18 protein-coding genes and 1 pseudogene are annotated in these 20,183 nt (G+C 72.0%); 8 read left to right on the forward strand and 11 right to left on the reverse strand.

Going from position 1 to position 20,183, the window contains the following annotated elements; all coding sequences use genetic code 11:
- Position 1 precedes the first annotated feature (1 nt).
- Positions 2-529, reverse strand: a complete 528-nt coding sequence (locus ACIBO1_RS06305) for a winged helix-turn-helix domain-containing protein (protein WP_396741954.1) — start codon at positions 527-529, stop codon at positions 2-4.
- Between the two features lie 293 nt (positions 530-822).
- On the opposite strand from ACIBO1_RS06305, the gene ACIBO1_RS06310 reads away from it, so the two are divergent.
- The 3 genes from ACIBO1_RS06310 (at position 823) to ACIBO1_RS06320 (ending at position 6,936) form a co-directional block, all read left to right on the forward strand.
- Positions 823-5,196 (forward strand): S8 family serine peptidase, encoded by a 4,374-nt coding sequence (locus ACIBO1_RS06310; RefSeq protein ID WP_396741956.1) that lies wholly within the window; start codon positions 823-825, stop codon positions 5,194-5,196.
- Between the two features lie 386 nt (positions 5,197-5,582).
- Complete coding sequence (locus tag ACIBO1_RS06315) at positions 5,583-6,782, forward strand: glycosyltransferase (protein ID WP_396741958.1); 1,200 nt, start codon at positions 5,583-5,585, stop codon at positions 6,780-6,782.
- Positions 6,783-6,795: 13 nt separating this feature from the next.
- Positions 6,796-6,936, forward strand: a complete 141-nt coding sequence (locus tag ACIBO1_RS06320; RefSeq protein WP_162854347.1) for a hypothetical protein — start codon at positions 6,796-6,798, stop codon at positions 6,934-6,936.
- A gap of 92 nt (positions 6,937-7,028) precedes the next feature.
- Here ACIBO1_RS06320 and ACIBO1_RS06325 read toward each other — a convergent pair whose 3' ends face one another.
- The 5 genes from ACIBO1_RS06325 to ACIBO1_RS06345 all read right to left on the reverse strand — a co-directional run bounded on the left by ACIBO1_RS06325 (position 7,029) and on the right by ACIBO1_RS06345 (position 10,493).
- Complete coding sequence (locus ACIBO1_RS06325) at positions 7,029-7,352, reverse strand: DUF1416 domain-containing protein (RefSeq protein ID WP_350699336.1); 324 nt, start codon at positions 7,350-7,352, stop codon at positions 7,029-7,031.
- A 1-nt stretch (position 7,353) separates the two neighbouring features.
- A complete protein-coding gene (locus ACIBO1_RS06330; protein ID WP_350699335.1) occupies positions 7,354-8,202 on the reverse strand; it encodes a sulfurtransferase in 849 nt (282 codons plus the stop codon).
- 211 nt (positions 8,203-8,413) lie between these two features.
- Positions 8,414-8,518 (reverse strand): Ms5788A family Cys-rich leader peptide, encoded by a 105-nt coding sequence (locus ACIBO1_RS06335; protein ID WP_396741961.1) that lies wholly within the window; start codon positions 8,516-8,518, stop codon positions 8,414-8,416.
- A gap of 45 nt (positions 8,519-8,563) precedes the next feature.
- Positions 8,564-9,349 carry a DUF2993 domain-containing protein gene (locus ACIBO1_RS06340; protein ID WP_396741963.1) on the reverse strand — a complete coding sequence of 262 codons (786 nt, stop codon included), beginning with the start codon at positions 9,347-9,349 and terminating at the stop codon, positions 8,564-8,566.
- Between the two features lie 109 nt (positions 9,350-9,458).
- Positions 9,459-10,493 (reverse strand): hypothetical protein, encoded by a 1,035-nt coding sequence (locus ACIBO1_RS06345; RefSeq protein ID WP_396741965.1) that lies wholly within the window; start codon positions 10,491-10,493, stop codon positions 9,459-9,461.
- A gap of 250 nt (positions 10,494-10,743) precedes the next feature.
- Between ACIBO1_RS06345 and ACIBO1_RS06350 the strand changes: the two genes are divergently transcribed.
- From ACIBO1_RS06350 to mshD, 3 genes are all read left to right on the forward strand, one after another.
- A complete protein-coding gene (locus ACIBO1_RS06350) occupies positions 10,744-11,481 on the forward strand; it encodes a response regulator transcription factor (RefSeq protein WP_350699330.1) in 738 nt (245 codons plus the stop codon).
- A gap of 110 nt (positions 11,482-11,591) precedes the next feature.
- A complete protein-coding gene (locus ACIBO1_RS06355; protein WP_396741967.1) occupies positions 11,592-12,458 on the forward strand; it encodes a polysaccharide deacetylase family protein in 867 nt (288 codons plus the stop codon).
- A 57-nt stretch (positions 12,459-12,515) separates the two neighbouring features.
- Positions 12,516-13,436 (forward strand): mycothiol synthase, encoded by a 921-nt coding sequence (gene mshD, locus ACIBO1_RS06360; protein WP_396741969.1) that lies wholly within the window; start codon positions 12,516-12,518, stop codon positions 13,434-13,436.
- 6 nt (positions 13,437-13,442) lie between these two features.
- On the opposite strand, the gene ACIBO1_RS06365 is transcribed toward mshD, so the two are convergent.
- Positions 13,443-14,288: an NUDIX hydrolase gene (locus ACIBO1_RS06365; protein WP_396741971.1), complete on the reverse strand. Its 846-nt coding sequence runs from the start codon at positions 14,286-14,288 to the stop codon at positions 13,443-13,445.
- Between the two features lie 76 nt (positions 14,289-14,364).
- Between ACIBO1_RS06365 and ACIBO1_RS06370 the strand changes: the two genes are divergently transcribed.
- The gene (locus ACIBO1_RS06370) at positions 14,365-15,333 is read left to right on the forward strand and encodes a Gfo/Idh/MocA family protein (RefSeq protein ID WP_396741973.1); all 969 of its coding nucleotides are present in this window, start codon (positions 14,365-14,367) and stop codon (positions 15,331-15,333) included.
- Positions 15,334-15,395: 62 nt separating this feature from the next.
- On the opposite strand, the gene ACIBO1_RS06375 is transcribed toward ACIBO1_RS06370, so the two are convergent.
- The 4 genes from ACIBO1_RS06375 to ACIBO1_RS06390 all read right to left on the reverse strand — a co-directional run bounded on the left by ACIBO1_RS06375 (position 15,396) and on the right by ACIBO1_RS06390 (position 18,655).
- Complete coding sequence (locus ACIBO1_RS06375; protein ID WP_396741975.1) at positions 15,396-16,400, reverse strand: anion permease; 1,005 nt, start codon at positions 16,398-16,400, stop codon at positions 15,396-15,398.
- Positions 16,401-16,404: 4 nt separating this feature from the next.
- Positions 16,405-17,031 (reverse strand): DUF47 family protein, encoded by a 627-nt coding sequence (locus ACIBO1_RS06380; RefSeq protein ID WP_350699318.1) that lies wholly within the window; start codon positions 17,029-17,031, stop codon positions 16,405-16,407.
- A 129-nt stretch (positions 17,032-17,160) separates the two neighbouring features.
- Entirely contained in the window at positions 17,161-18,090 is a 930-nt protein-coding gene (locus ACIBO1_RS06385) for a PPK2 family polyphosphate kinase (RefSeq protein ID WP_396741977.1), read from the reverse strand.
- Between the two features lie 58 nt (positions 18,091-18,148).
- On the reverse strand, positions 18,149-18,655 hold the full coding sequence (locus ACIBO1_RS06390) for a DUF402 domain-containing protein (RefSeq protein ID WP_350699314.1): 507 nt from the start codon (positions 18,653-18,655) through the stop codon (positions 18,149-18,151).
- A 67-nt stretch (positions 18,656-18,722) separates the two neighbouring features.
- Here ACIBO1_RS06390 and ACIBO1_RS06395 point away from each other — a divergent pair.
- Positions 18,723-20,156, forward strand: a pseudogene (locus tag ACIBO1_RS06395) (ATP-dependent DNA helicase); the annotation flags it as partial.
- Positions 20,157-20,183 lie beyond the last annotated feature (27 nt).

Here is a 20,183-nt window from a genome sequence, read left to right on the forward strand (position 1 = left end):
GTCACGCGTGGTGTAGCGCCTCGCCGGGACGCCCGTCGGCGGCCTCCGGCGGGGTGCTCAGGCGGTAGCCCACCCCCCGGACCGTCTGCACCTGCGGGCCCCCGGGCAGCGCCCGCAGCTTGCGCCGCAACCGCTTCACCGCCGAGTGCAGGATGGCGGTGTCACCGAGGTACGCGCCGCCCCAGACGGAGGCGAACAGCCGCTCGTAGCTCCAGAGCGCGAGCGGCGGGCTCATCAGCCGGGCCAGCAGTTCCCGCTCGGTACGCGTCAGGCCCAGCGGCGCACCCCGCCAGGTGACCAGGTGCCCGGCCCGGTCCACCACGAGGTCGCCCCAGCTCGCCGGTCGGCCGGTCGGCTCGTCGGTCGACACGGCGGGCTCGGCCAGCGGGGCCGGGAACATCGCGCGCAACTGCGCGAGATCACTACAGATCACCACCGGCCCCACCCCGTCCAGCCGCTGCATGACCCGGTGCCGGACCGAGGCGTCGGAGCTGACGCAGACCAGGATCGGTATCTCCTCAACGGACACGTTGCCTCCCCCGAGAGCACCGTGCTGACCTGCGACTTTCCATCAATCGCCAACGACAGTCACCGATGGAGCCCCCGAATCAGACTAACGGTCAGGATCCCGCCACGTCACTGACCGAGTACTGACCGACGCCGTCCATTGATCACTGACTGTCGGAGCAAGAGCATGACTCTCAGCGGGCGGGCGCTCACCATCAGCCACCCACATCGTCCGGTCCGCTCCGCGACGTCGCATCCCGGCGCGCGGGTCTCCGGCCCCGAACGGATCGGGGCCGACGACGTGGGGGAGGAACCTTGTTCACACGACCATCCGCACGGTCATCACGGTGGCGGGCGGTGACGCTGCTGGCCGCCGCCGTACTCGCCGTCACCGCCCAGCCCGCCGTCGCCGCACCGCCCCCGCAGCCGACGGCACACCGGGCCGCCGTCGACCAGGGGCTGCTCGACCGGTTCGACACCGCGTCGACCACGACGTTCCTGGTGTACCTGCGGGAGACCGCTCCGCTGGCCGACGCCGCCCGGCTGCGCGACGCCGACCGTCGGGCGGACGAGGTGCACCGGCTGTTGACCGGCACCGCCAGCCGTACCCAACACGACCTGCGGGCGCTGCTCGACGAGCGCAAGGTGCCGCACACCGCGTACTGGATCGCCAACGCGATCCGGGTCGAGGGTGACAAGGCGCTGCTGGACGAGATCGCCCGACGGCCCGAGGTGGCCAGGCTCTCCCCCAGCCGTAGCTACCCGCTGGTCCGGCCGACCGCCACCGACACCGCCCGGGCCCGCACCGCGGCCGTCGAGTGGGGCCTGACCAACATCGGCGCACCGCAGGTGTGGGACGAGTTCGGCGACCGTGGCGAGGGCGTCGTGGTCGCCAACATCGACAGCGGCGTGCGGTACGACCACCCCGCGCTGGTCGGCTCCTACCGGGGCAACCTCGGCGACGGCTTCGACCACACATACAACTGGTTCGACCCGACCGGCGTCTGCGCCGGCGCCGCACCCTGCGACAACAACGACCACGGCACGCACACCATGGGCACCATGGTCGGTGACGACGGCGACGGCAACCAGATCGGCGTGGCCCCGGGCGCCCGGTGGATCGCCGCCAAGGGCTGCGGCTCGAACAGCTGCGCGGACGCCTCGTTGCTCGCCGCCGGCCAGTGGGTGCTCGCGCCGACCGACGCCGCCGGGCAGAACCCCCGTCCGGACCTGCGCCCCGACATCGTCAACAACTCCTGGGGCGGCGACGGGGGCGACCCGTGGTACCAGCAGACCGTCGCCGCCTGGCGGGCCGCCGGCATGTTCCCGGTCTTCTCCTCCGGCAACGACGGACCGGCCTGCGGCAGCGCCGGCTCGCCCGGTGACAACGCCAACGCGTACGCGGTCGGCGCGTACGACGTGAACAACGCCATCGCCAGCTTCTCCGGCCGAGGCTCCGGCACCGACCAGATCAAGCCCAACATCGCCGCGCCCGGCAGCAACGTCCGCTCCAGCGTCCGCAACGGCGGGTACGCCTCGTTCAGCGGCACCTCGATGGCCGCCCCGCACGTGGCCGGCACGGTCGCGCTGGTCTGGGCGGCGGCGCCGAGTCTGCGCGGGGACGTGGCCGGCACCGAGGCACTGCTCGACCGCACCGCCCGTGACGTCGACGCCACCACCTGCGGGGGCACCCCGGCCGACAACAACGTCTTCGGCGAGGGACGCCTGGACGCGTACGCGGCGGTGCGGGACGCCCCACGCGGCCCGGTGGGCCGGGTCACCGGCGTGGTCACCGACGCGGCCGACGACGACCCGGTCGCCGGTGCCACCGTGACCGACGGCACCCGCACCTCCACCACCGGCGCCGACGGCCGGTACGCGCTCAACGTGCCGGCCGGCGAGAGCAGCCTGACCGTCAGCGCCTACGGCTACGCCGGTCAGTCGGCGACCGTCACGGTGGCCGAGGGCGAGGCCGTCACCCGGAACTTCGCGCTGACGGCGACCCCGACGGTCACGGTCAGCGGAAAGGTCACCGACGGTTCCGGACACGGCTGGCCGTTGTACGCGAAGGTCGAGGTGGCCGGGCGGCCCGGTGGGCCGGTCTTCACCGACCCGGTCACCGGTCGCTACTCGTTCACCGCGCCGGGCGGCAGCACGTACCGCCTCACCGTGACCGCCCACTACCCGGGCTACCGCACGGTGACCCGGGAGGTGCCGGTCGGCGGTGCGGCCACCACGGCCGACGTGGCCGTCCCCGTCGAGGCCGGGTGCACCGCCGCCGGCTACACCGGACGGTTCGGGGCCCCGCTGCTGACCCAGAGCTTCGACGGCACCGGCACCCCGGCCGGTTGGCGGGTCGACAACCGCACCGCCTCCGGTGGCTGGACGTTCACCGACGCCCGCTCGCGCGGCAACCTGACCGGTGGTGCCGGCGGGTTCGCCATCGTCGACAGTGACGCCCTGGGCAGCGGAAACACCCAGGACACCGACCTGATCGCCCCGCCGCTGGACCTCTCCGGCACCGCCGCACCGGTGCTGCGCTTCCGCAGCGACTGGCGGGCCGTCGGGATCACCGACACCGCCGACGTCGACGTCTCCGTCGACTCCGGCGCCACCTGGACCAACGTCTGGCACCAGACCACCAGCCGGCGCGGCCCGCGCGTCGAGGAGGTGGCGCTGACCCCGGCGGCGAACGCCGCCTCGGCCCTGGTCCGCTTCCGGTTCAAGGGCACCTTCGCCTGGTGGTGGCAGGTGGACGACGTGGAGGTGGTCAACCGCGAGTGCACCCCGGTGCCCGGTGGGCTGGTGGTCGGCGCCACCACCGACCGCAACACCGGTGCGCCCGTGGACGGCGTGACCGTGGTCAGCGACGACCGGCCGCAGGACCGCGCGGTGTCGACGGCGACCCCGGAGGACACCGCCGAGCCGGACGGCTTCTACTGGCTCTTCTCCGGCCTGACCGGCACCCACCCGTTCACCGCCAGCCGTCCCCCGTACCAGCCGGCCACCAAGCAGGTCACGGTCGACGCCGACCGGGTCAAGCGGGCCGACTTCGCCCTCGGCGCCGGGCGGCTCACGGTCAGCCCCCCGTCGGTCGTGTCGCACCAGCCCTACAACAGCACCCGGACCACCAAGCTGACCGTGCGCAACACCGGCAGCGCGCCGGCCGCCGTCGAGCTGCTGGAACGCACCGGCACGTTCGAGCTGCTGAACCAGTCCGGCGCACCGCTGCGGGAACAGAAGATGAAGGGGATCAGCAAGGCCCGCACCGGAGTCGCGTACGGCGGGGCGGCACCCGAGGTGCGTACCACGGCCGACGACGCCTGGAGCCCGATCGCCAAGCTGCCGGCCGCGATCTATGACAACGCCGCCGCGTGGCTGGACGGGAAGATCTATTCGGTCGGCGGTGGCGGTGGCACCGGCACCGAGCGGCGGGCCTGGGCGTACGACCCGGGTGCCGACGCCTGGACGGCCCTGCCGGACCTACCGGTGGCCCGTTCCAAGCCGGTCGCGGCAGCGGTCAACGGCAAGCTGTACGTGATCGGCGGCTGGGGCGCGGACGACCGTACGGTGGCTACCGTCGACGTCTTCGATCCGGTCGCCGGCACCTGGAGCACCGTGCCGGGGGCGACCAACCCGGCACCGGCTGCGGCGGCCGGCGGGGCGGTGGTCGACGGGAAGGTGTACCTGGTCGGCGGCTGCGCCGACGCCACCTGCACGGACTCCGACCGGCTGGTGGTCTTCGACCCGGCGACCGGCACGTTCGGCACCCGGGCCGCCTACCCGCACCCGGTGTCCTGGCTGGCCTGCGGCGGGCTCGGTGAGACGGTGCACTGTGCCGGTGGCACCGGCAGCACCGAGTACACCGACGCCTACCGGTACGACCCGACGGCCGACACGTGGAGCGCGCTGCCGAGCATGCCCACCGAGCTGTGGGGCTCCCAGTACGCGGCGGCCGGCGGAATGCTCGTGCTGGCCGGTGGCGTGACGGCCGGCTCGACGGCGGTCAGCAACCGCACCATCGCCTACGACCCGGCCACCGGGGCCTGGCGTGACCTGCCCAACGCCCAGTTCGGCCGGTACCGGGGCGCGGCGGCCTGCGGCGCGTACAAGATCGGTGGCTCGCCCAGCTCCTTCGTGGGCTCGGCGGACAGCGAGCGGCTCGGTGGTCTGGAGCAGTGTGCCGCCGAGGCGGACGTGCCCTGGCTGTCCAGCTCCCCGACCACCTTCACGCTGGCACCGGGCGCCTCCCGGACGGTGACGGTGACGCTCACCGCCACCGCGGCGGCCGGGTTGCAGCAGCCAGGGCGGTACGACGCCGAACTGGCGGTCGCCTCGGACACCCCGTACCCGGTGACGCCGGTGTCGGTGGAGATGAACGTCTCGCCGCCGTCGAGCTGGGGCAAGATCCAGGGCACCGTCACCGGCACCACCTGCGGTGGGGTGACGGTGTCGGTGGCGGCGACCGTCCGGGTGAACCTGATCTCGGCCGGCACCGGCACGACCCTGACCTCCGGCGCCGACGGCAAGTACGCCTGGTGGCTGCCGAAGGGCCGGTACGAGGTGATCGTGGCCAAGGACGGCTGGGTGCCGCAGGTCAAGCGGCACCAGATCGAGGCGGGCATCGTCGGCTCGCTCGACTTCGCCCTTGATCCCGCGTCGACCTGCACCAGAGCGACCGGTATCTGACGCACTACCAGTGGTGGCCGCCGGTCCGTTCACGGACCGGCGGCCATCGCCGCCCTATCCGCCACCCGCTACGCGCGCTGCCGACCTGACGAGGCAGCTCACGAGCGAGAGTCACCGCCAATCTTGGAGAGTTTCCGTTATCAGCTAACGGAAACTCTCCAAGATTGAGATCTCGGCGCGCCCGCCAACTCCTGTCGCGCGTCCGTCCACCCGACTGTTCCTCCTGGTCATCGGCGTTTCCGCCCGGCCGGAGGGTCATCCGGTCGTCGGCCGAACGGACGAAAGCGATCATCGCTCTTGGCGACCAGCGGTACATCACTTAGCGTTAGCAGCACGCCTCAACGCGAGCGGCGTTCACAAACTCTCCCGCCTGCGGATTGGCTGTCATGCTGGAAGTCCTCCTGGTCTCGACCATCACTGTGAGTGCCCTCGCGCTGCTGCTGATCGTCGGTTCGTTCGGGTACGGTTTCGTCCGCCCCGAGGTGGCCTACCGGCCGCGTCACGGGATCCGGCCACCGCGCTACGGCCCGGTACGCGCCGACCAGGTGGCGGTCCTGATCGCCTGCCGCAACGGCGCCGCGACCATCGCCGAGACGGTACGCGCGGCCCGCGCCACCGGCAGCGACGTGTACCTGGTCTCCGACGCCTCGACCGACGACACCGAACACCTCGCTGCGGTCGCCGGCGCACGGGTGCTGGACCTGACCCGCAACGTCGGCAAGCCGGCCGCCCTGCACGCCGGATACGTCGAATTCGATCTCGGTACGCACTACCGGGCGGTCGCCATCCTCGACGACGACGTGGTGGTCGCACCGGACTTCGTCACCGCCGCCCTGGCCGAGTTGACCGAGGAGGTCGGCATCGCGGTGGGCCACAACGTCACGTGGTGGCCGCCGGAGCGGCGGTGGAACCCGTGGCTGGCCAAGCGGGCCTACAGCTACTGGATGTACCAGGCGGTGATCCGTCGGATCCAGAGCCACTTCAACGTCATGAACTGCATCTCCGGCTCGAACTCGGTGTACCGCACCGAACTGCTGGACACCGTGCTGCCGCAGCAGCCGCCGTACATCGTCGACGACACGTACTGGGTGCTGGAGACGCACCGGCGCAACCTCGGCCGGGTCGTGTACGCGCCACGCGCCCTGGCACACCTCCAGGACCCGACCACGCTGCCCGACTGGTACCGGCAGAACCTGCGCTGGATGTGGGGCACCTTCCAGGGCGTCATCGGGCACCGGGTGGGTCGGCACACCAGCCGCTTCGACTTCGCGTACCTGCTGTTGATGCTGCACTGGGTGCTGTATGTGGCCGGCGGCCCGGTGACGCTCTGGCTGCTCGCCACCGCCGGCCCCGGGCTACTGGCCGGGCTGGGGCTCATGCTGGCCGGACAGAGCCTCTGGGTCGGCCTCGCCGCGTGGCGGCTCCGACGCCCCCGCCTACCGCTGTTCCTCCCCGTGATCGTCTTCGCCGACCTGTTGTACCGGGTGATCCTGGTGCACGCCCTGGTGAAGGCGATCCGACAGCCGACGGTCGACCGGTGCGTCTGGGACTCCCCGGCGCGCATGGCGGTCGGCGTGAAGGGCTGAGGGAGGTGACAACATGTCCGCGAACCAGGACCTCCCGCTGACCGGCGCCTCCACCGCCACCGTCGGCCTGCTCGGCAGCATCCTGCTGGGGCTCGGTGCCCTGCTGGTGACCGCCGCCAAGTGGGGTGCCAAGGCCCGCCGCAAGGTCGGCTGACGTACCGCGTCGCGGAAGGGCGCAGACGGCTCGTGGCCCGGGTCCCCCGGTGGTACGGGGGACGCGGGCCACGAGGCCGATCAGAGCGTGGGTCAGTCGGTGACCGTGACGGTCACCTCGGTGACGCCTCGGCCTGCGGTCACGGCGGTGTCGCCGTTGCCGTGCCGGGACAGGGCCCGCAGGGTCCAGTTGCCGGGAGCGGCGAAGAACCGGAACTGACCGGCCGGAGAGGTCACCACCTCGGCGGTGAACTCGCCGGTCGAGTCGAGCAGCCGGACGTAGGCACCCGGCACCGGGTCACCCTCGGCGGCGCGGACGACGCCGGTGATGACGGTTTCCTTCTCCAGGTCGATGCCGGCCGGCAACGGCGCGGCCTGATCCGGTGCGGCGCAACCGGCGGCGGTCGGAGCGGTCATCTCAGGCCTCCCCAGGCTCGTCGCCGAGTGCCACCGGCACACCGACCAGCGAGCCGTACTCGGTCCAGGATCCGTCGTAGTTCTTCACGTTGCGGTGGCCGAGCAGCTCCTGGAGCACGAACCAGGTGTGCGAGGAGCGCTCGCCGATCCGGCAGTACGCGATGGTCTCCTTGCCGTCGTCCAGCCCGGCCTCGCCGTAGATCTTGCGCAGCTCGTCGTCGGACTTGAAGGTGCCGTCCTCGTTGGCCGCCTTCGACCACGGCACGCTGATCGCGGTGGGGATGTGGCCACCCCGCTGGGCCTGCTCCTGCGGCAGGTGAGCGGGGGCGAGCAGGCGGCCGGCGAACTCGTCGGGGCTGCGCACGTCGACCAGGTTCTTGGTGCCGATCGCGGCGACGACCTCGTCGCGGAAGGCCCGGATGCTGGTGTCCGGCTCCTGCGCGACGTACTGCGTCGCGGAGCGGGTCACCTCGTCGCGGACCAGCGGACGGCCGTCCAGCTCCCACTTCTTGCGACCGCCGTCGAGCAGCTTGACGTCGCCGTGGCCGTAGAGCTTGAAGTACCAGTACGCGTACGCGGCGAACCAGTTGTTGTTGCCGCCGTACAGGACGACGACGTCGTCGTTGCTGATGCCGCGCTCGGAGAGCAGCGCCTCGAACTGGGCCTTGTTGACGAAGTCCCGGCGGACCGGGTCCTGCAGGTCGGTCTTCCAGTCGAGCTTGATCGCACCGGCGATGTGACCGGTGGCGTAGGCCGAGGTGTCCTCGTCGACCTCGACGAAGACGACGCCCGGAGCGTCGAGGTTCTTCTCGGCCCACTCGGCCGAGACGAGTGCGGTGTCGCGACTCATCAGATCACTCCCTGGTGAGGATGGATGGTGAGCCAGCGCGCGGAGATCGCTGTGATGAAGGAGTCGCACCACGCGCGGGACCCATAGCTAGGAACGGATCACGGGATTCGTGCGACGGCGCCGCTGCCGGGCGTCCGGTGGGGTGCACCGGGATCAGGTACGCGTACCCCGAGTGCCTTAGGCCGCTAGGCGGCCCGAAACAGCCCCGCCGTCAGATGACGGGGCGACACAGGCAGGTGGCCACGCGGCACAGGTCGACCGCGCGCCGTTTGGTGAGGAGCGTCCCCATGACCAGGGAGCCTACCAGCGATCTCATGAATCTCCACCGGGCCGACCAGCATCCGGGACGTCGGCGCCGGGGTCAGCCGACCGAGTTGATCGGTACGTCCCGTGCGTCCGCGGTCACCGTCAGCCCCTCCGGCCTCGGCACGACCTCCCGGACGGTGAGCTGGAACGGCAGCTCCGGCAGGGGTACGTCGACCGAGATGCTGCGGGCGAAATTGTTCAGCAGAGTGCGGGCGATCGCGACGTTGGGCAGCCCCTCGGCGTCCAGGTCCTCGAAGCGGAGCGCGATCTGCCCCTGCTCACCGACGACGATCTCGGCGATGCCGGTGACGGTGAGCCGCTGGCCGAGGACGTCCAGCGGGGCGGTCACGGCGAGCTTCCCGTCCTGCTCACCGAGGGTCAGGCCCTCGCGGTCGAGCAGCGCGGCCAGACTCTGGTAGCTGATCGTGCCGGTCCCGTTGACCGTCTCGGCCACCACCTCGCCCTGGCCGGTGCGCAACGTGTCCAGCGAGGCGCGCACGTTGCGGGCGTCCACGTCCAGGCTGGGCAGCGCGACCGCGTCACCCTGCACCGAGCCCTGTACGTCGCGCAGCCGGATGGTGATCCGCTCGTACCGGCCGTCGAGCACCTGGGTGAGGAAGGGGAACCCGCCCAGCTCGACCTCGGGCGGAGAGGACTGCGCACCCTGCTGGGCCACCTGCTGGCGGACCTCGTCGGCGATGGTGCGTTCGGCCACGTTCGCCGCGACCCGGTCGGCGATCGCGATCAGCCCGACGAGTACGAGCAGCAGGACGACGAAGCCGATCAGTACCTTGCGCCCCCGTCGCCGCGGTCGCCGTCCATAGGTCTGCTCGTGCTCCACGCCTTCTCCTGTCCTGTCGCGTCGACACCGGTCGAATCACCGGTACGCCCGGCGGCGCACCGGTGTTACCCGATGTCCGGATCCCTCAACCGCCCGCCGCAGCGGCCGGCTACAACACCAGTCGGCACATCAGGTACGCGGCCGGGGCGGCCATCGCGAAGCCGGCGAGCGGCCCCTGCACGTGCCGGGCCGCCCACGCGTCGGGCAGCTCGCCCGCCATCAGTCGACCCGCCGCGGCGTACCCGGAGGCCAGGTCGGCCAGCACGGCGACGACTGCGGTGACCAGGCCGATGATCGCGGCCCGGGTCGGGGTGAACGGGGTGACCAGATAGCCGCCGAGCAACGCGCTCACGAGCGTACCCACCATGGCGCCACCGACCACCCCGGCGGCCCCGCGCGGCACCTGGGGCGCGAGTCGGGGCCAGGCCGCGACGGCGTCGGTCAGCCGGGCGACGGTGAGCGCGACCGCGCTCGCCGCGAGGCAGACCGCGATCGCCTGGGTGCCGGCGGGAACCCGGGTGAGCACGATGAGCGTGGCGAAGGCGACCGGGCCGAGCACGATGGTCGCGGTGGTCCGCACCGAGTCGGTCACCCGCACCCGGTCCACCCGCCGGACCAACTGGCCGAGCACCGCGACGAGCACCCCGCCGACCGCGACGTAGAACAGCGGCAGGAGGCGAGGTTCGGCCGTGCGGATGGCCACGGTGTCGGCCACGGCGGCGGCCAGCACGCCGGCACCGATCACCACCGCGGAGGCCGGCGGCCGGTTCACCACCGTCCAGGCCAGCACGAACAGCACCTGGACGAGGAACACCACGATGGCGAAGGGCACCCGGTCGCCGGGCCCGGAGGTCTGCGCGCCGACGATCAGACCGACGCCGAGCAGCGCGGCGAACCCGCCGACGGCGAGGGAGAGCTTCTTGGGGACCTCGACCGGTGGTTCCTCGTCCTCGTCCTCCTCCTCGTCGAGCGCGTCGTCGGCACGCCGGGGCGAGCCGCCACGGCGCAGCCGTCGCGGGCCCCGGGAGCGGCCCCGCTCCTCGGTCTCGACGGCCGGACCGGTACGCGGTGCCGAGCCCTCACCGGAGGGCGCGTCGTCCGCCCACGGGTCGCGGTCGGTCTCGGGCGAGTTGGAGGGAAACACCCACCGATCGTGCCAGACCATATGCACAACTCGGGTGCCACGGTTTCCGCGACGTTAAAACCTGGGCCGCGATCAGGGGCAGAAGGTGCAAACAGGAAACCGTGACAAGGTCCAAGCCGGGCCATCGGCTAGTCTCAAGCCGAAACCCGCCCGTCAGCGACGCCGGGACCCACGGAAGTTCCCAGCGCCCACTCGTCCTGAGTGCCGCTGGTCGCGTGCGGCCACACCGGCCGCCGGGACGGAGGTGATCGTGGAGATCCTGCTGCTGGTGACCGCACGGGCAGGCGAACCATCCGCAGTGCTGCCGGCACTCGACCTGCTGCCGCACTCGGTTCGCACCGCACCGCGCGACGTCCGCACCCTGGTCGCCGGCCCGAGCCCGGACGCCGTACTCGTCGACGCCCGCTCCGAGCTGAGCGAGGCGCGGGCGACCTGCCGCATGCTGCACGCCACCGGGCTGGGCGTACCGCTGGTCGCGGTCGTCACCGAGGCCGGCCTGATCGCGCTCAACGCCGACTGGGGCGTGGACGACGTCATCCTCGCCTCCGCCGGCCCGGCCGAGGTGGAGGCCCGACTGCGGCTCGCGGTCGGCCGGTTGAGCAACGCCACGGCCGGCGCCGGCGGCTCGATCCGGGCCGGCGAGCTGATGATCGATCCGGACACCTACGCCGCCAAGCTGAAGGGTCGCCCGCTCGACCTCACCTACAAGGAGTTCGAGCTGCTGAAGTTCCTGGCCCAGCACCCGGGCCGGGTGTTCACCCGCGACCAGTTGCTGCGCGAGGTCTGGGGCTACGACTACTTCGGCGGCACCCGAACGGTGGACGTGCACGTTCGCCGCCTGCGGGCCAAGCTCGGCTCCGAGTACGAGTCGATGATCGGCACCGTGCGCCAGGTGGGCTACAAGTTCGTCGTGCCGTCGAACCGGGCACTGGCCGAGGCCACCGAGCACGCGGCCCTGGCGCTGCGCCCCCTCACCGTCGAGGGCTAAATCCCTATACGCCCCTTTTGGTCGACTTGCCGGCCTTATGGTGACTGCCGAGTCGACCAGCAAAAGGGGCTGCGGTGGGCACGTATTACGGGAGCTCGGCACGACGACCGGTGGGCGCGGCACAGGCGGTCGGCATCATCGCGCTCGTGGTGTCCGCGGTGCTCGGTTCGGCGTACCTGCTCGGGCGCAACCTGCTGCCCGAGGAGCCGCGCAACGACTCCGCGGTCACCGCGACCGGTGCCGAGCACCCCGAGTACGCCGACCAGGTCCCGCCCTCGGCGGACTCCCCCGCACCCACCGGCACACCCAGCTCCGTCCCGCCCAGCGGCGTCCCGCACGACCCGGACCACGGCGAGAACCAGGACCCCAACTTCGGCCCGATGGGCACCCGGGTCACCACCGGCACCGGCACCGTCGCCCTCACCTTCGACGACGGGCCGAACCCGGACTACACGCCCCAGGTGCTCGCCCTGCTGCGGGAGCACCGGGTCACCGCGACCTTCTGCCTGGTGGGCCAGAACGTCCAGGCGTACCCGTGGCTCGTCCAGCAGATCGTGGCCGACGGCCACACGCTGTGCAATCACAGCTGGGACCACGACGTGACGCTGGGCGCGCGGTCACCGGAACAGATCCGCAACGATCTGCTGCGGACCAGTGAGGCGATCCGCGCCGCCGTGCCGGACGCCCCGATCGCCTGGTACCGCCAGCCCGGCGGCGCCTGGACGTACTCCCTGGTCGCCACCGCCCGGGAACTCGGCATGACGCCGCTGCACTGGACGCTGGACACCTCCGACTGGCAGCGGCCCGGCGCGACCCGGATCGCCGCGTCGGTGCTCGACGGGGTGCAGCCCGGTTCGATCGTCCTGCTGCACGATGCCGGAGGCGACCGACAGGGCACAGTGGACGCCCTGTACCGCATCCTGCCCGAACTGAGCGGCCGGCTCGACGTACAGGCGTTGCCGCGTCACGGCTTCTGACCGGCGTCGTCCCGCCCACCGCCGCGATGCCGCCGGTGACCCGGATACGGTGACGGGATGAGCGGCACTCGATCGACCGGCGACCAGGTCCACCGCACCGAGCGGCTCGGGCCGACGGAGATCGCCGAGGTACTGGCGCTGGCCCGGGCGGCGGGCGACTCCGACGGCGCGGACCCGCTGGACGAACACGTCCTGCTCCGGCTGCGCGACGAGCGGGCACCCGCGATACACCTGCTGACCCGCGACGACGGCACCCTCACCGGGTACGCCCACCTGGACACCGGCGACCCGGGCAGCGGGATCGGGGCGGAACTCGTGGTGCACCCGGCGTACCGGCGACGCGGCATCGGTCGGGCGCTGGCCCGGGCGGTGGTCGCCGCCGCACCCGGGCCGCTGCGCGCCTGGGCACACGGCGACCACCCGTCGGCCGCCGCGCTCGCGGTGGACCTCGGCTTCCGCCGCGCCCGGGTGCTCTGGCAACTGCGTCGACCGCTGACCGCACTGGACCCGCCACGCCTGCCCGACGGGGTGGAACTGCGTGCGTTCCGCCCCGGCCAGGACGACGACGCCTGGCTGACCCTGAACGCGCGGGCCTTCGCCGACCATCCCGAGCAGGGCCGGTGGAGCGCCGACGACCTGCGGGTACGCCTCGACGAGCCGTGGTTCGATCCGGCCGGTTTCCTGCTCGCCGTCGAATCGGCGACCGGTCGGCTGCTCGGCTTCCACTGGACGAAGGTGCACGAGCGAGAAGGCTCGGCGCGCATCGGCGAGGTGTACGTACTCGGGGTGGACCCGTCCGCACACGGCGGCGGTCTCGGTCGGGCGCTGACCACGGCGGGGCTGGCGTACCTGCGGGAGCAGCGCGGTCTGGACCGGGTGATGCTCTACGTCGACGAGTCCAACACCGGCGCGGTGGCGCTCTACGAGCGGACCGGGTTCGCCCGCTGGTCCGCCCACGTCAACTACCACCTGGGCTGAGGCGGGTCAGTGCGTCGGCGGGTCGCCCAGATAGAAGCGGGGATCGACCTCGTCGGAGAGGTCCAGCACCGGCGTGATCGGGGTGGCCGCGTCCCGGGCCGCCGCCGCTCGCGCCACCGCTGCCAGGTCGTCGCAGGCGGCCACCTCGGCGAGTGTGACCTGGGTCGGCGGCAGCATCGTCAACTCACCGGCCGCAGCCCGTCGGCAGGCGTCCGCAGGACGGATCCAGAGGGCGTGGTCGGCCTCGCCGGAGACCTCCCGGGTCCGCTGTCCCTCGGGCAGCAGCGCGACGAAGAAGTACGTGTCGAAGCGGCGCGGCTCGAAGTCCGGAGTCACCCAGCGGCTCCACGGCAGCAGCAGATCGGAGCGGAGCGTCAGGTCCCGCGCGGCCAGCAACTCGGCGAAGCCGGTACGCCGCTGCTCCAGGTCGACCCGGGCGGCCTCCCAGCCGTCGTCGCTGACGTCGCCGACCACCCGTCCCGTGTCCGGGCCGGCGAGCAGCACCCCGGCCTCCTCGAACACCTCGCGGGCCGCCGCGCAGACCACCGCCTGCGCGGCCTGCGGCGGCACACCGAGCCGTACGCCCCAGTCGGCCGGCTCGGGCCCCGCCCAGTCGAGGTGTGCGGTCGAGTCCGAGGGGTCGACGCCGCCGCCGGGGAAGGCGTACATGCCGCCGAAGGCCATCGCCGCGACCCGGCGGATCAGGTAGACCTCGAAGCCCTCGTCGGCCGGGCGCAGCAGCAGCACGGTGGCGGCCGTCCGGGGAACCGCGGGAACCCCGCCCGACGCCTGGAACCGGCGGGCGTGCTCCACCAGCGCGGGCGGCGCGGGATAACCACGATCCAGGGTCATACGCCGAGCTTAGAGCGATGTCCCGAGCGGTGGATCAGCGGTGCCGCCCGGAGGTGATCTTCGGTAGCGTCACGCCATGACTCGTTGGGGCATCCTGGCCACCGGCCACATCGCCGCTCGCTTCGCCGAAGACCTCCGCCTGGTGCCGGGCGCGGAACTCGTCGCGGTCGGCTCACGGACCGCCGAGAGCGCCGAGCGCTTCGCCGAACGTCACGGCGTGACCCGAGCGCACGGCACCTGGGACGATCTGGCCGCAGACCCCGAGGTGGACGCGATCTACGTCGCCACCCCGCACGCCGCGCACTACGAGGCGGCACGCACCTGCCTGGCCGCCGGCAAGCCGGCGCTGGTGGAGAAGCCGTTCACGCTCGATCTGGCCACCAGCACCGAGCTGGTCCAGACCGCGCGCGCGGGTGGCGTCTTCCTGATGGAGGCCATGTGGATGCGGTGCAACCCGCTCATCCTGCGCGCCTGCGAGTTGATCGCCGAGGGGGCGATCGGCACGGTCACCGGCGTACGCGCCGACTTCGGCGTGGCCGGGCCGTTCCCGCCCGAGCACCGGATGCGGGCCCGGGCGCTTGGCGGGGGTGCGCTGCTGGACCTGGGCGTCTACCCGGTGAGCCTGGCCCACCTGATCCTCGGCGTGCCGCAGCACGTCCGGTCGTGGGCGAAGCTGGGCCCGGAGGGCACGGACGAGAACACCGGCATCGTCCTCGGGTACGACTCCGGGGCCGTCGCCACGCTGAGCTGCGGCATGGTCGGGGCGACCGGGCTCACCGCCTCGATCATCGGCACCACCGGGCGGATCGAGCTGCCCGATCCGTTCTTCCGGCCGGACGGCTTCGTCCTGCACCGGGCGGACTCGCCGGCCGAGACGATCAGCGCGGAGCTGGTCGGCAACGGCTACCAGTACGAGGCGATCGAGGTGCAGCGCTGCTTGGCCGAGGGGCTGACCGAGAGCCCGCTGGTGCCGCACTCGGCGACCCTGGAGATAATGACCCTGCTGGACGACGTCCGCGCGCAGATCGGCGTCTCCTACCTCTGAGCGATGTTAGGAAGGGTCCCCTGCTATGCGCGAGGCGTTAGCAGGGGACCCTTCCTTTCACCTCAGCTGAACAGGGGGCGCACGACGAAGTACATCAGCGCGCCGATCGAGCCGGCCGCCGGGAAGGTCAGGATCCAGGCGCCGACGATGTTGCCGGCCACGCCCCACCGCACGGCGGAGAGCCGCTTGGTCGCCCCGACGCCCATGATCGCCGAGGTGATCGTGTGGGTGGTCGAGATGGGCGCGCCGAGCACCAGCGCGTTGAAGTAGAGCACGCCGCTGGCCACGGTCTCGGCCGCGAAGCCCTCCGGCGGACGCAGGTCGATGATCTTCCGCCCGAGGGTACGGATGATCCGCCAACCACCGGCGTACGTGCCGGCGGCCAGCACGGCGGCCGAGGTCCAGAACGCCCACTCCGGGATGTAGGTGGCGTCCTCCTGGTAGCCACCGACGAAGAGGGCGAGCACCACGATGCCGATGGTCTTGGCGGCGTCCTGCATGCCGTGGCCGACCGACATGGCCGCCGCCGAGGCGGTCTGCGCCCAGCGGAAGCCCCGGTTCAGCTTGCCCGGGTGACCCTTGCGGAAGATCCACTGCACGGCGATCATCGCGATGTAGCCGAGGATGAAGCCGACCATCGGCGACAGGATCATCGGGATGATCACGTTCTCGCCGATGCCCGACCAGAGCACGGTGCCGGAGGCCGCCACGGTCGAGCCGACCAGGCCACCGATCAGGGCGTGCGAGGAGGACGACGGCAGCCCGAAATACCAGGTGATGATGTTCCAGGTGATCGCGCCGATGACACCGGCGAAAACGATACCGAGGCTGGACACACCGGTGGGCAGAGCCACCAGCCCGCTGCCGACGGTCTTGGCGACCTCGGCGCCGAAGTGGGCGCCGATGAAGTTGCCGACCGCCGCCATGGCGAGCGCGACCCGGGGTGTGAGCGCCCGGGTGGAGATGCTGGTCGCGATCGCGTTGGCGGCATCGTGGAAGCCGTTGGTGTAGTCGAACACCAGGGCCACCCCGATCACCGCAAGCACCGCGATGAGCTCGGGACTCACAGGATCAGGACTCCTTGACCGCGATGGTCTCGACGGTGTTCGCCACGTGCTCGAAGGCGTCGCACGCGGCCTCCAGCTCGTCGGCGACCTCCTTCATCTTGAGCACGGTCAAGGCGTCGTACTCGCCGGAGAAGAGCCGCACCAGCAGCATCCGGTACGCCTGGTCGCCGTCGTTCTCCAGGCGGTTGATCTCGATCCAGTAGTCCTCCAGGTCCTTCATCGACTTCAGCCGGGGCATCGCCTCGGCGGTCAACTTGGCCTGCTGGTCGAGGACGTGCACCAGCTCGTGCATCTCCCGGGGCAGCGAGGGCAGCTTGGTCAGCCCGTACAGGTAGAGCAGGTTGCCGACCGCCTCCAGGTGGTCCATCACGTCGTCCAGCAGCGACCCCAACCGGTAGATGTCCTCCCGGTCGAACGGAGTGACGAAGGTCGAGTTGATCTTCTTGAACAACTCGTGGGTGATCTGGTCACTGTCGTGCTCGACCTCGGTGAGCCGTTCGCTGACCGACTGCACCTCGACATCGGGCAGGGCCAGCTCGTTCAGCAGCGCGGTACCCCGGACCAGGTTCTGCGCAGCCCTGGTGAAGAGCTCGTAGAAGGCGCCCTCGTTGGGGCGGAATGAAAACCTCACAGCACGGACCTCGTCGTGTCGGTGGTAGGGGTGCAGCCGCCGTCCGGCGCCCTGCTGAGGGAATGCTAGGGAACCCCCCGAGCGGTCCTTCGTCGGCCCACCCCTGGCCAGGTGCCATTCACCGCTCGTTCAACTTCCGTTCACCTTCAGCAGACCCGCTGTGCTCAACAACCGCTCCCGTTCACCCGCGATGTCGAAATCCGCGGGCGGATACCCGAGCGAGAGGGTGTCGAACGTCTCACGCAGCAGGTGCGCCACCGCCCAGTCCCGATACCACTTCCGGTCCGCCGGCACCGCGTACCAGGGCGCGGCGTCACTGCCGCACCGACCGAGCAGCTCCGCGTACGCGGCCTGGTAGTCGTCCCAGCGGGCGCGGGCGTCGACGTCGGAGGGGTGGTACTTCCAGTGCTTCGTCGGGTCGTCCAGCCGGGCCAGCAGCCGGCGCGCCTGCTCGGTGTGCGAGATGTGCAGGAAGACCTTGACGATCGCCGTCCCGCCGTCGGTCAACTCCCGCTCGAAGTCGTCGATCTCGGCGTACCGGGGCCGCCAGACCTCCTCCGGCGCGCGCTCCTGCACCCGGGGCACCAGGATGTCCTCGTAGTGCGAGCGGTTGAACACCCCCAGATGACCTGCGGGCGGCAGCGCCTGTCGGATTCGCCACAGGAAATGGTGCCGTAGCTCCTCGGCGGTCGGCGGCCCGAACGCCCGGATGTGCACGCCGAGCGGGTTCATCGCGCCGACCACCCGCTTGACCGTGCCGTCCTTGCCACCGCAGTCCATCGCCTGGAGGACCAGCAGCACCCGCCGTCCCGACCCCGGGTCGGCCTTCGCACCGGCGAACAGCATCTCCTGCTGGCGGGCCAACCCGTCGCCGACCCACCTGACCTGCCGGCGGGCCCAGCCCTTGCGGTCCGGCCCGGTCACCTCCGGGCCGGGCAGCCCGGGCGTCGCACGCGAATCGATCGCCCCGAGGTCGACCGGCCCTCCGGGCGGCACCCGGAGCAGGTCGCGTACCGCGCCGCCGACCGGCGCCACCACGTCAGTTCCCTCGTAGCCCATCGCAGCATCATCGCGCGGCGACGGTGGTGGCGCGCGGCGACGCCGACGCGAGCCGGGCTCAGACCACCAAGGCCAACCATTTGCGGTACGCGGAGGCGAACGGCTCGGTGCCGTCACCCAGGGCACCGAGCAGCCACCGTGCCGCCGCCTCGGCCTCCACCACCAGGTCGTCGGGGTAGCCGAAGCGGGCCCGGTGCTCGGCGAACTCGTCCTCGTCACGCAGCTCGACCAGGCCGGTCTCCCGACGCCGGACCACGTCCAGGTCCAGGTCGATCAGGTGCACCGTGTCCTCGCCCTCCCAGCGGGCCGGGCTGGTGATGTCGCAGTAGACCTCGCTGGTGCGCGGGGGCGGGTTGAACATGCCGGTCCACCAGGCGTGGTGCGGCACGAGCAACACGAACGGGATCTGCTCGACCGACGGGCGGCCGTGGTAGACGGAGCTGGTGCCGGCCGACACGCCGAGCCAGACGCCGAGGTCGTCCTCGGTCAGCCGGCGGGCCGGGTAGTCGCGGTGGGCGCTGCCGTCGTACTTGCGGTAGATCACGCGGACCACGTCGCTCGGCATGAGTCGCACCCTAACCGATTCCGCCCACCCGTCGCCGTCAGGAAGTTACCGGACGACGGGGAGATATCTGCCGCACCGTGACACCGCAACACGGCCGCTCGGTACGGTCCGCGTCCGCCCCGGCGGGTACCGTGCCACGGTGACTCCGCCCCGTACCGCCACCGGCTCCGCCCGCGCCAAGGCCCACCGTCGAGGTGACCGGCCCGGCGGTGCCGACCTGCTCGCCGCCGCGGTCGGCGCGGTGCCCGGCGGCGCGGCCCGTCCCGGTCAGCAGCAGATGGCCACGGCCATCGAGGAATGCGTCTCCTCCGGCGACCACCTGCTGGTGCAGGCCGGCACCGGGACCGGCAAGTCGCTGGCCTACCTGGCACCGGCGCTGACCGTCGACGGTCCGGTGGTGGTCTCCACCGCCACCCTGGCGTTGCAGTCCCAACTGGTCGAGCACGACCTGCCGCGACTGGCCGACGCGGTCGAGCCGGTGCTCGGCCGGCGGCCGACCTTCGCCGTGCTCAAGGGCCGCCACCACTACCTCTGCATGGCCCGCCTGGAGAACTCCAACGAGGACGAGCCGGAGGACACCCTCTTCGACGCACCGACCGAGCGCCCCAGCGGCGGCACCAAGTGGCTGGGCGAGGCCGGTCGGCTCGGCAAGCAGATCCAGCGCCTGCGGGACTGGGCCATGGAGACCGACACCGGCGACCGGGACGAACTCGACCCGGGCGTCGACGACCAGGCCTGGCGGCTGGTCTCCATGCCGGCCCGGGAGTGCGTCGGCGCGAGCCGCTGCCCGTACGGCGCGGAGTGCTTCGCGGAGGCGTCCCGGGCCCGCGCCCGGGAGGCCGACATCGTGGTGACCAACCACAGCCTGCTCGCCGTGGACATGCTCGCCGGACGGCACATCGTCCCGCCGCACAAGCTGCTCGTCGTGGACGAGGCGCACGAGCTGGCCGACCGGGTCTCCTCGGCGGCCCAGGCCGAGCTGACTCCGGAGATGATCGACCGGTCCGCCCGGCGGGCCCGCCCGTTGCTGCGGCCGGAGACCGCCGAGGCGCTGACCGCGTCCGGTGACGCCCTCGCGGTCGGGCTGGCCGAGGCACCGGTCGGGCGGATCACCGGTGGACTGCCCGACCCGCTGCGCGAAGCCTGCACGCTGCTCGACGCGGCGACCCGGGCAGCACTGGACAGCATCGGCGACATCAAGGCCGACGACCCCGACCCGGTACGCAAGCAGCAGGCCAAGTCCGTGCTGGACGAACTCTCCACCACCGCCCAGCGGCTGCTGGACGAGGCGGAGCACGACGTGGCGTGGGTGGAGCGCAACGACAACAGCGGGCGGCGGGCGCTGGTCGTCGCGCCCCTCTCGGTCGCCGGCACGCTCGCCACCCACCTGTACGACGAGCGGACCGTGGTGGCCACGTCGGCGACCCTGGCCCTGGGCGGGCGCTTCGACACCGTGGCCCGGGCCCTGGGGCTGGACGCGCCGCCGCCCGCCCCGCCGACGCCGGCCGCCGCCGCGCTCGCCGACACC

The sequence above is a fragment of the Micromonospora sp. NPDC049903 genome (assembly GCF_044460945.1).
In the GTDB taxonomy this organism is placed as follows: domain Bacteria; phylum Actinomycetota; class Actinomycetes; order Mycobacteriales; family Micromonosporaceae; genus Micromonospora.

What these genes read in the sequence shown, in the direction of transcription:
- ACIBO1_RS06315 (WP_396741958.1), top strand. Translation starts at nt 5,583, where the DNA reads ATGCTGGAAGTCCTCCTGGTCTCGACCATCACTGTGAGTGCCCTCGCG.
- ACIBO1_RS06320 (WP_162854347.1), top strand. Translation starts at nt 6,796, where the DNA reads ATGTCCGCGAACCAGGACCTCCCGCTGACCGGCGCCTCCACCGCCACC.
- ACIBO1_RS06325 (WP_350699336.1), bottom strand. Translation starts at nt 7,352, where the DNA reads ATGACCGCTCCGACCGCCGCCGGTTGCGCCGCACCGGATCAGGCCGCG.
- ACIBO1_RS06330 (WP_350699335.1), bottom strand. Translation starts at nt 8,202, where the DNA reads ATGAGTCGCGACACCGCACTCGTCTCGGCCGAGTGGGCCGAGAAGAAC.
- ACIBO1_RS06335 (WP_396741961.1), bottom strand. Translation starts at nt 8,518, where the DNA reads ATGAGATCGCTGGTAGGCTCCCTGGTCATGGGGACGCTCCTCACCAAA.
- mshD (WP_396741969.1), top strand. Translation starts at nt 12,516, where the DNA reads ATGAGCGGCACTCGATCGACCGGCGACCAGGTCCACCGCACCGAGCGG.
- ACIBO1_RS06365 (WP_396741971.1), bottom strand. Translation starts at nt 14,288, where the DNA reads ATGACCCTGGATCGTGGTTATCCCGCGCCGCCCGCGCTGGTGGAGCAC.
- ACIBO1_RS06370 (WP_396741973.1), top strand. Translation starts at nt 14,365, where the DNA reads ATGACTCGTTGGGGCATCCTGGCCACCGGCCACATCGCCGCTCGCTTC.
- ACIBO1_RS06385 (WP_396741977.1), bottom strand. Translation starts at nt 18,090, where the DNA reads ATGGGCTACGAGGGAACTGACGTGGTGGCGCCGGTCGGCGGCGCGGTA.
- ACIBO1_RS06390 (WP_350699314.1), bottom strand. Translation starts at nt 18,655, where the DNA reads ATGCCGAGCGACGTGGTCCGCGTGATCTACCGCAAGTACGACGGCAGC.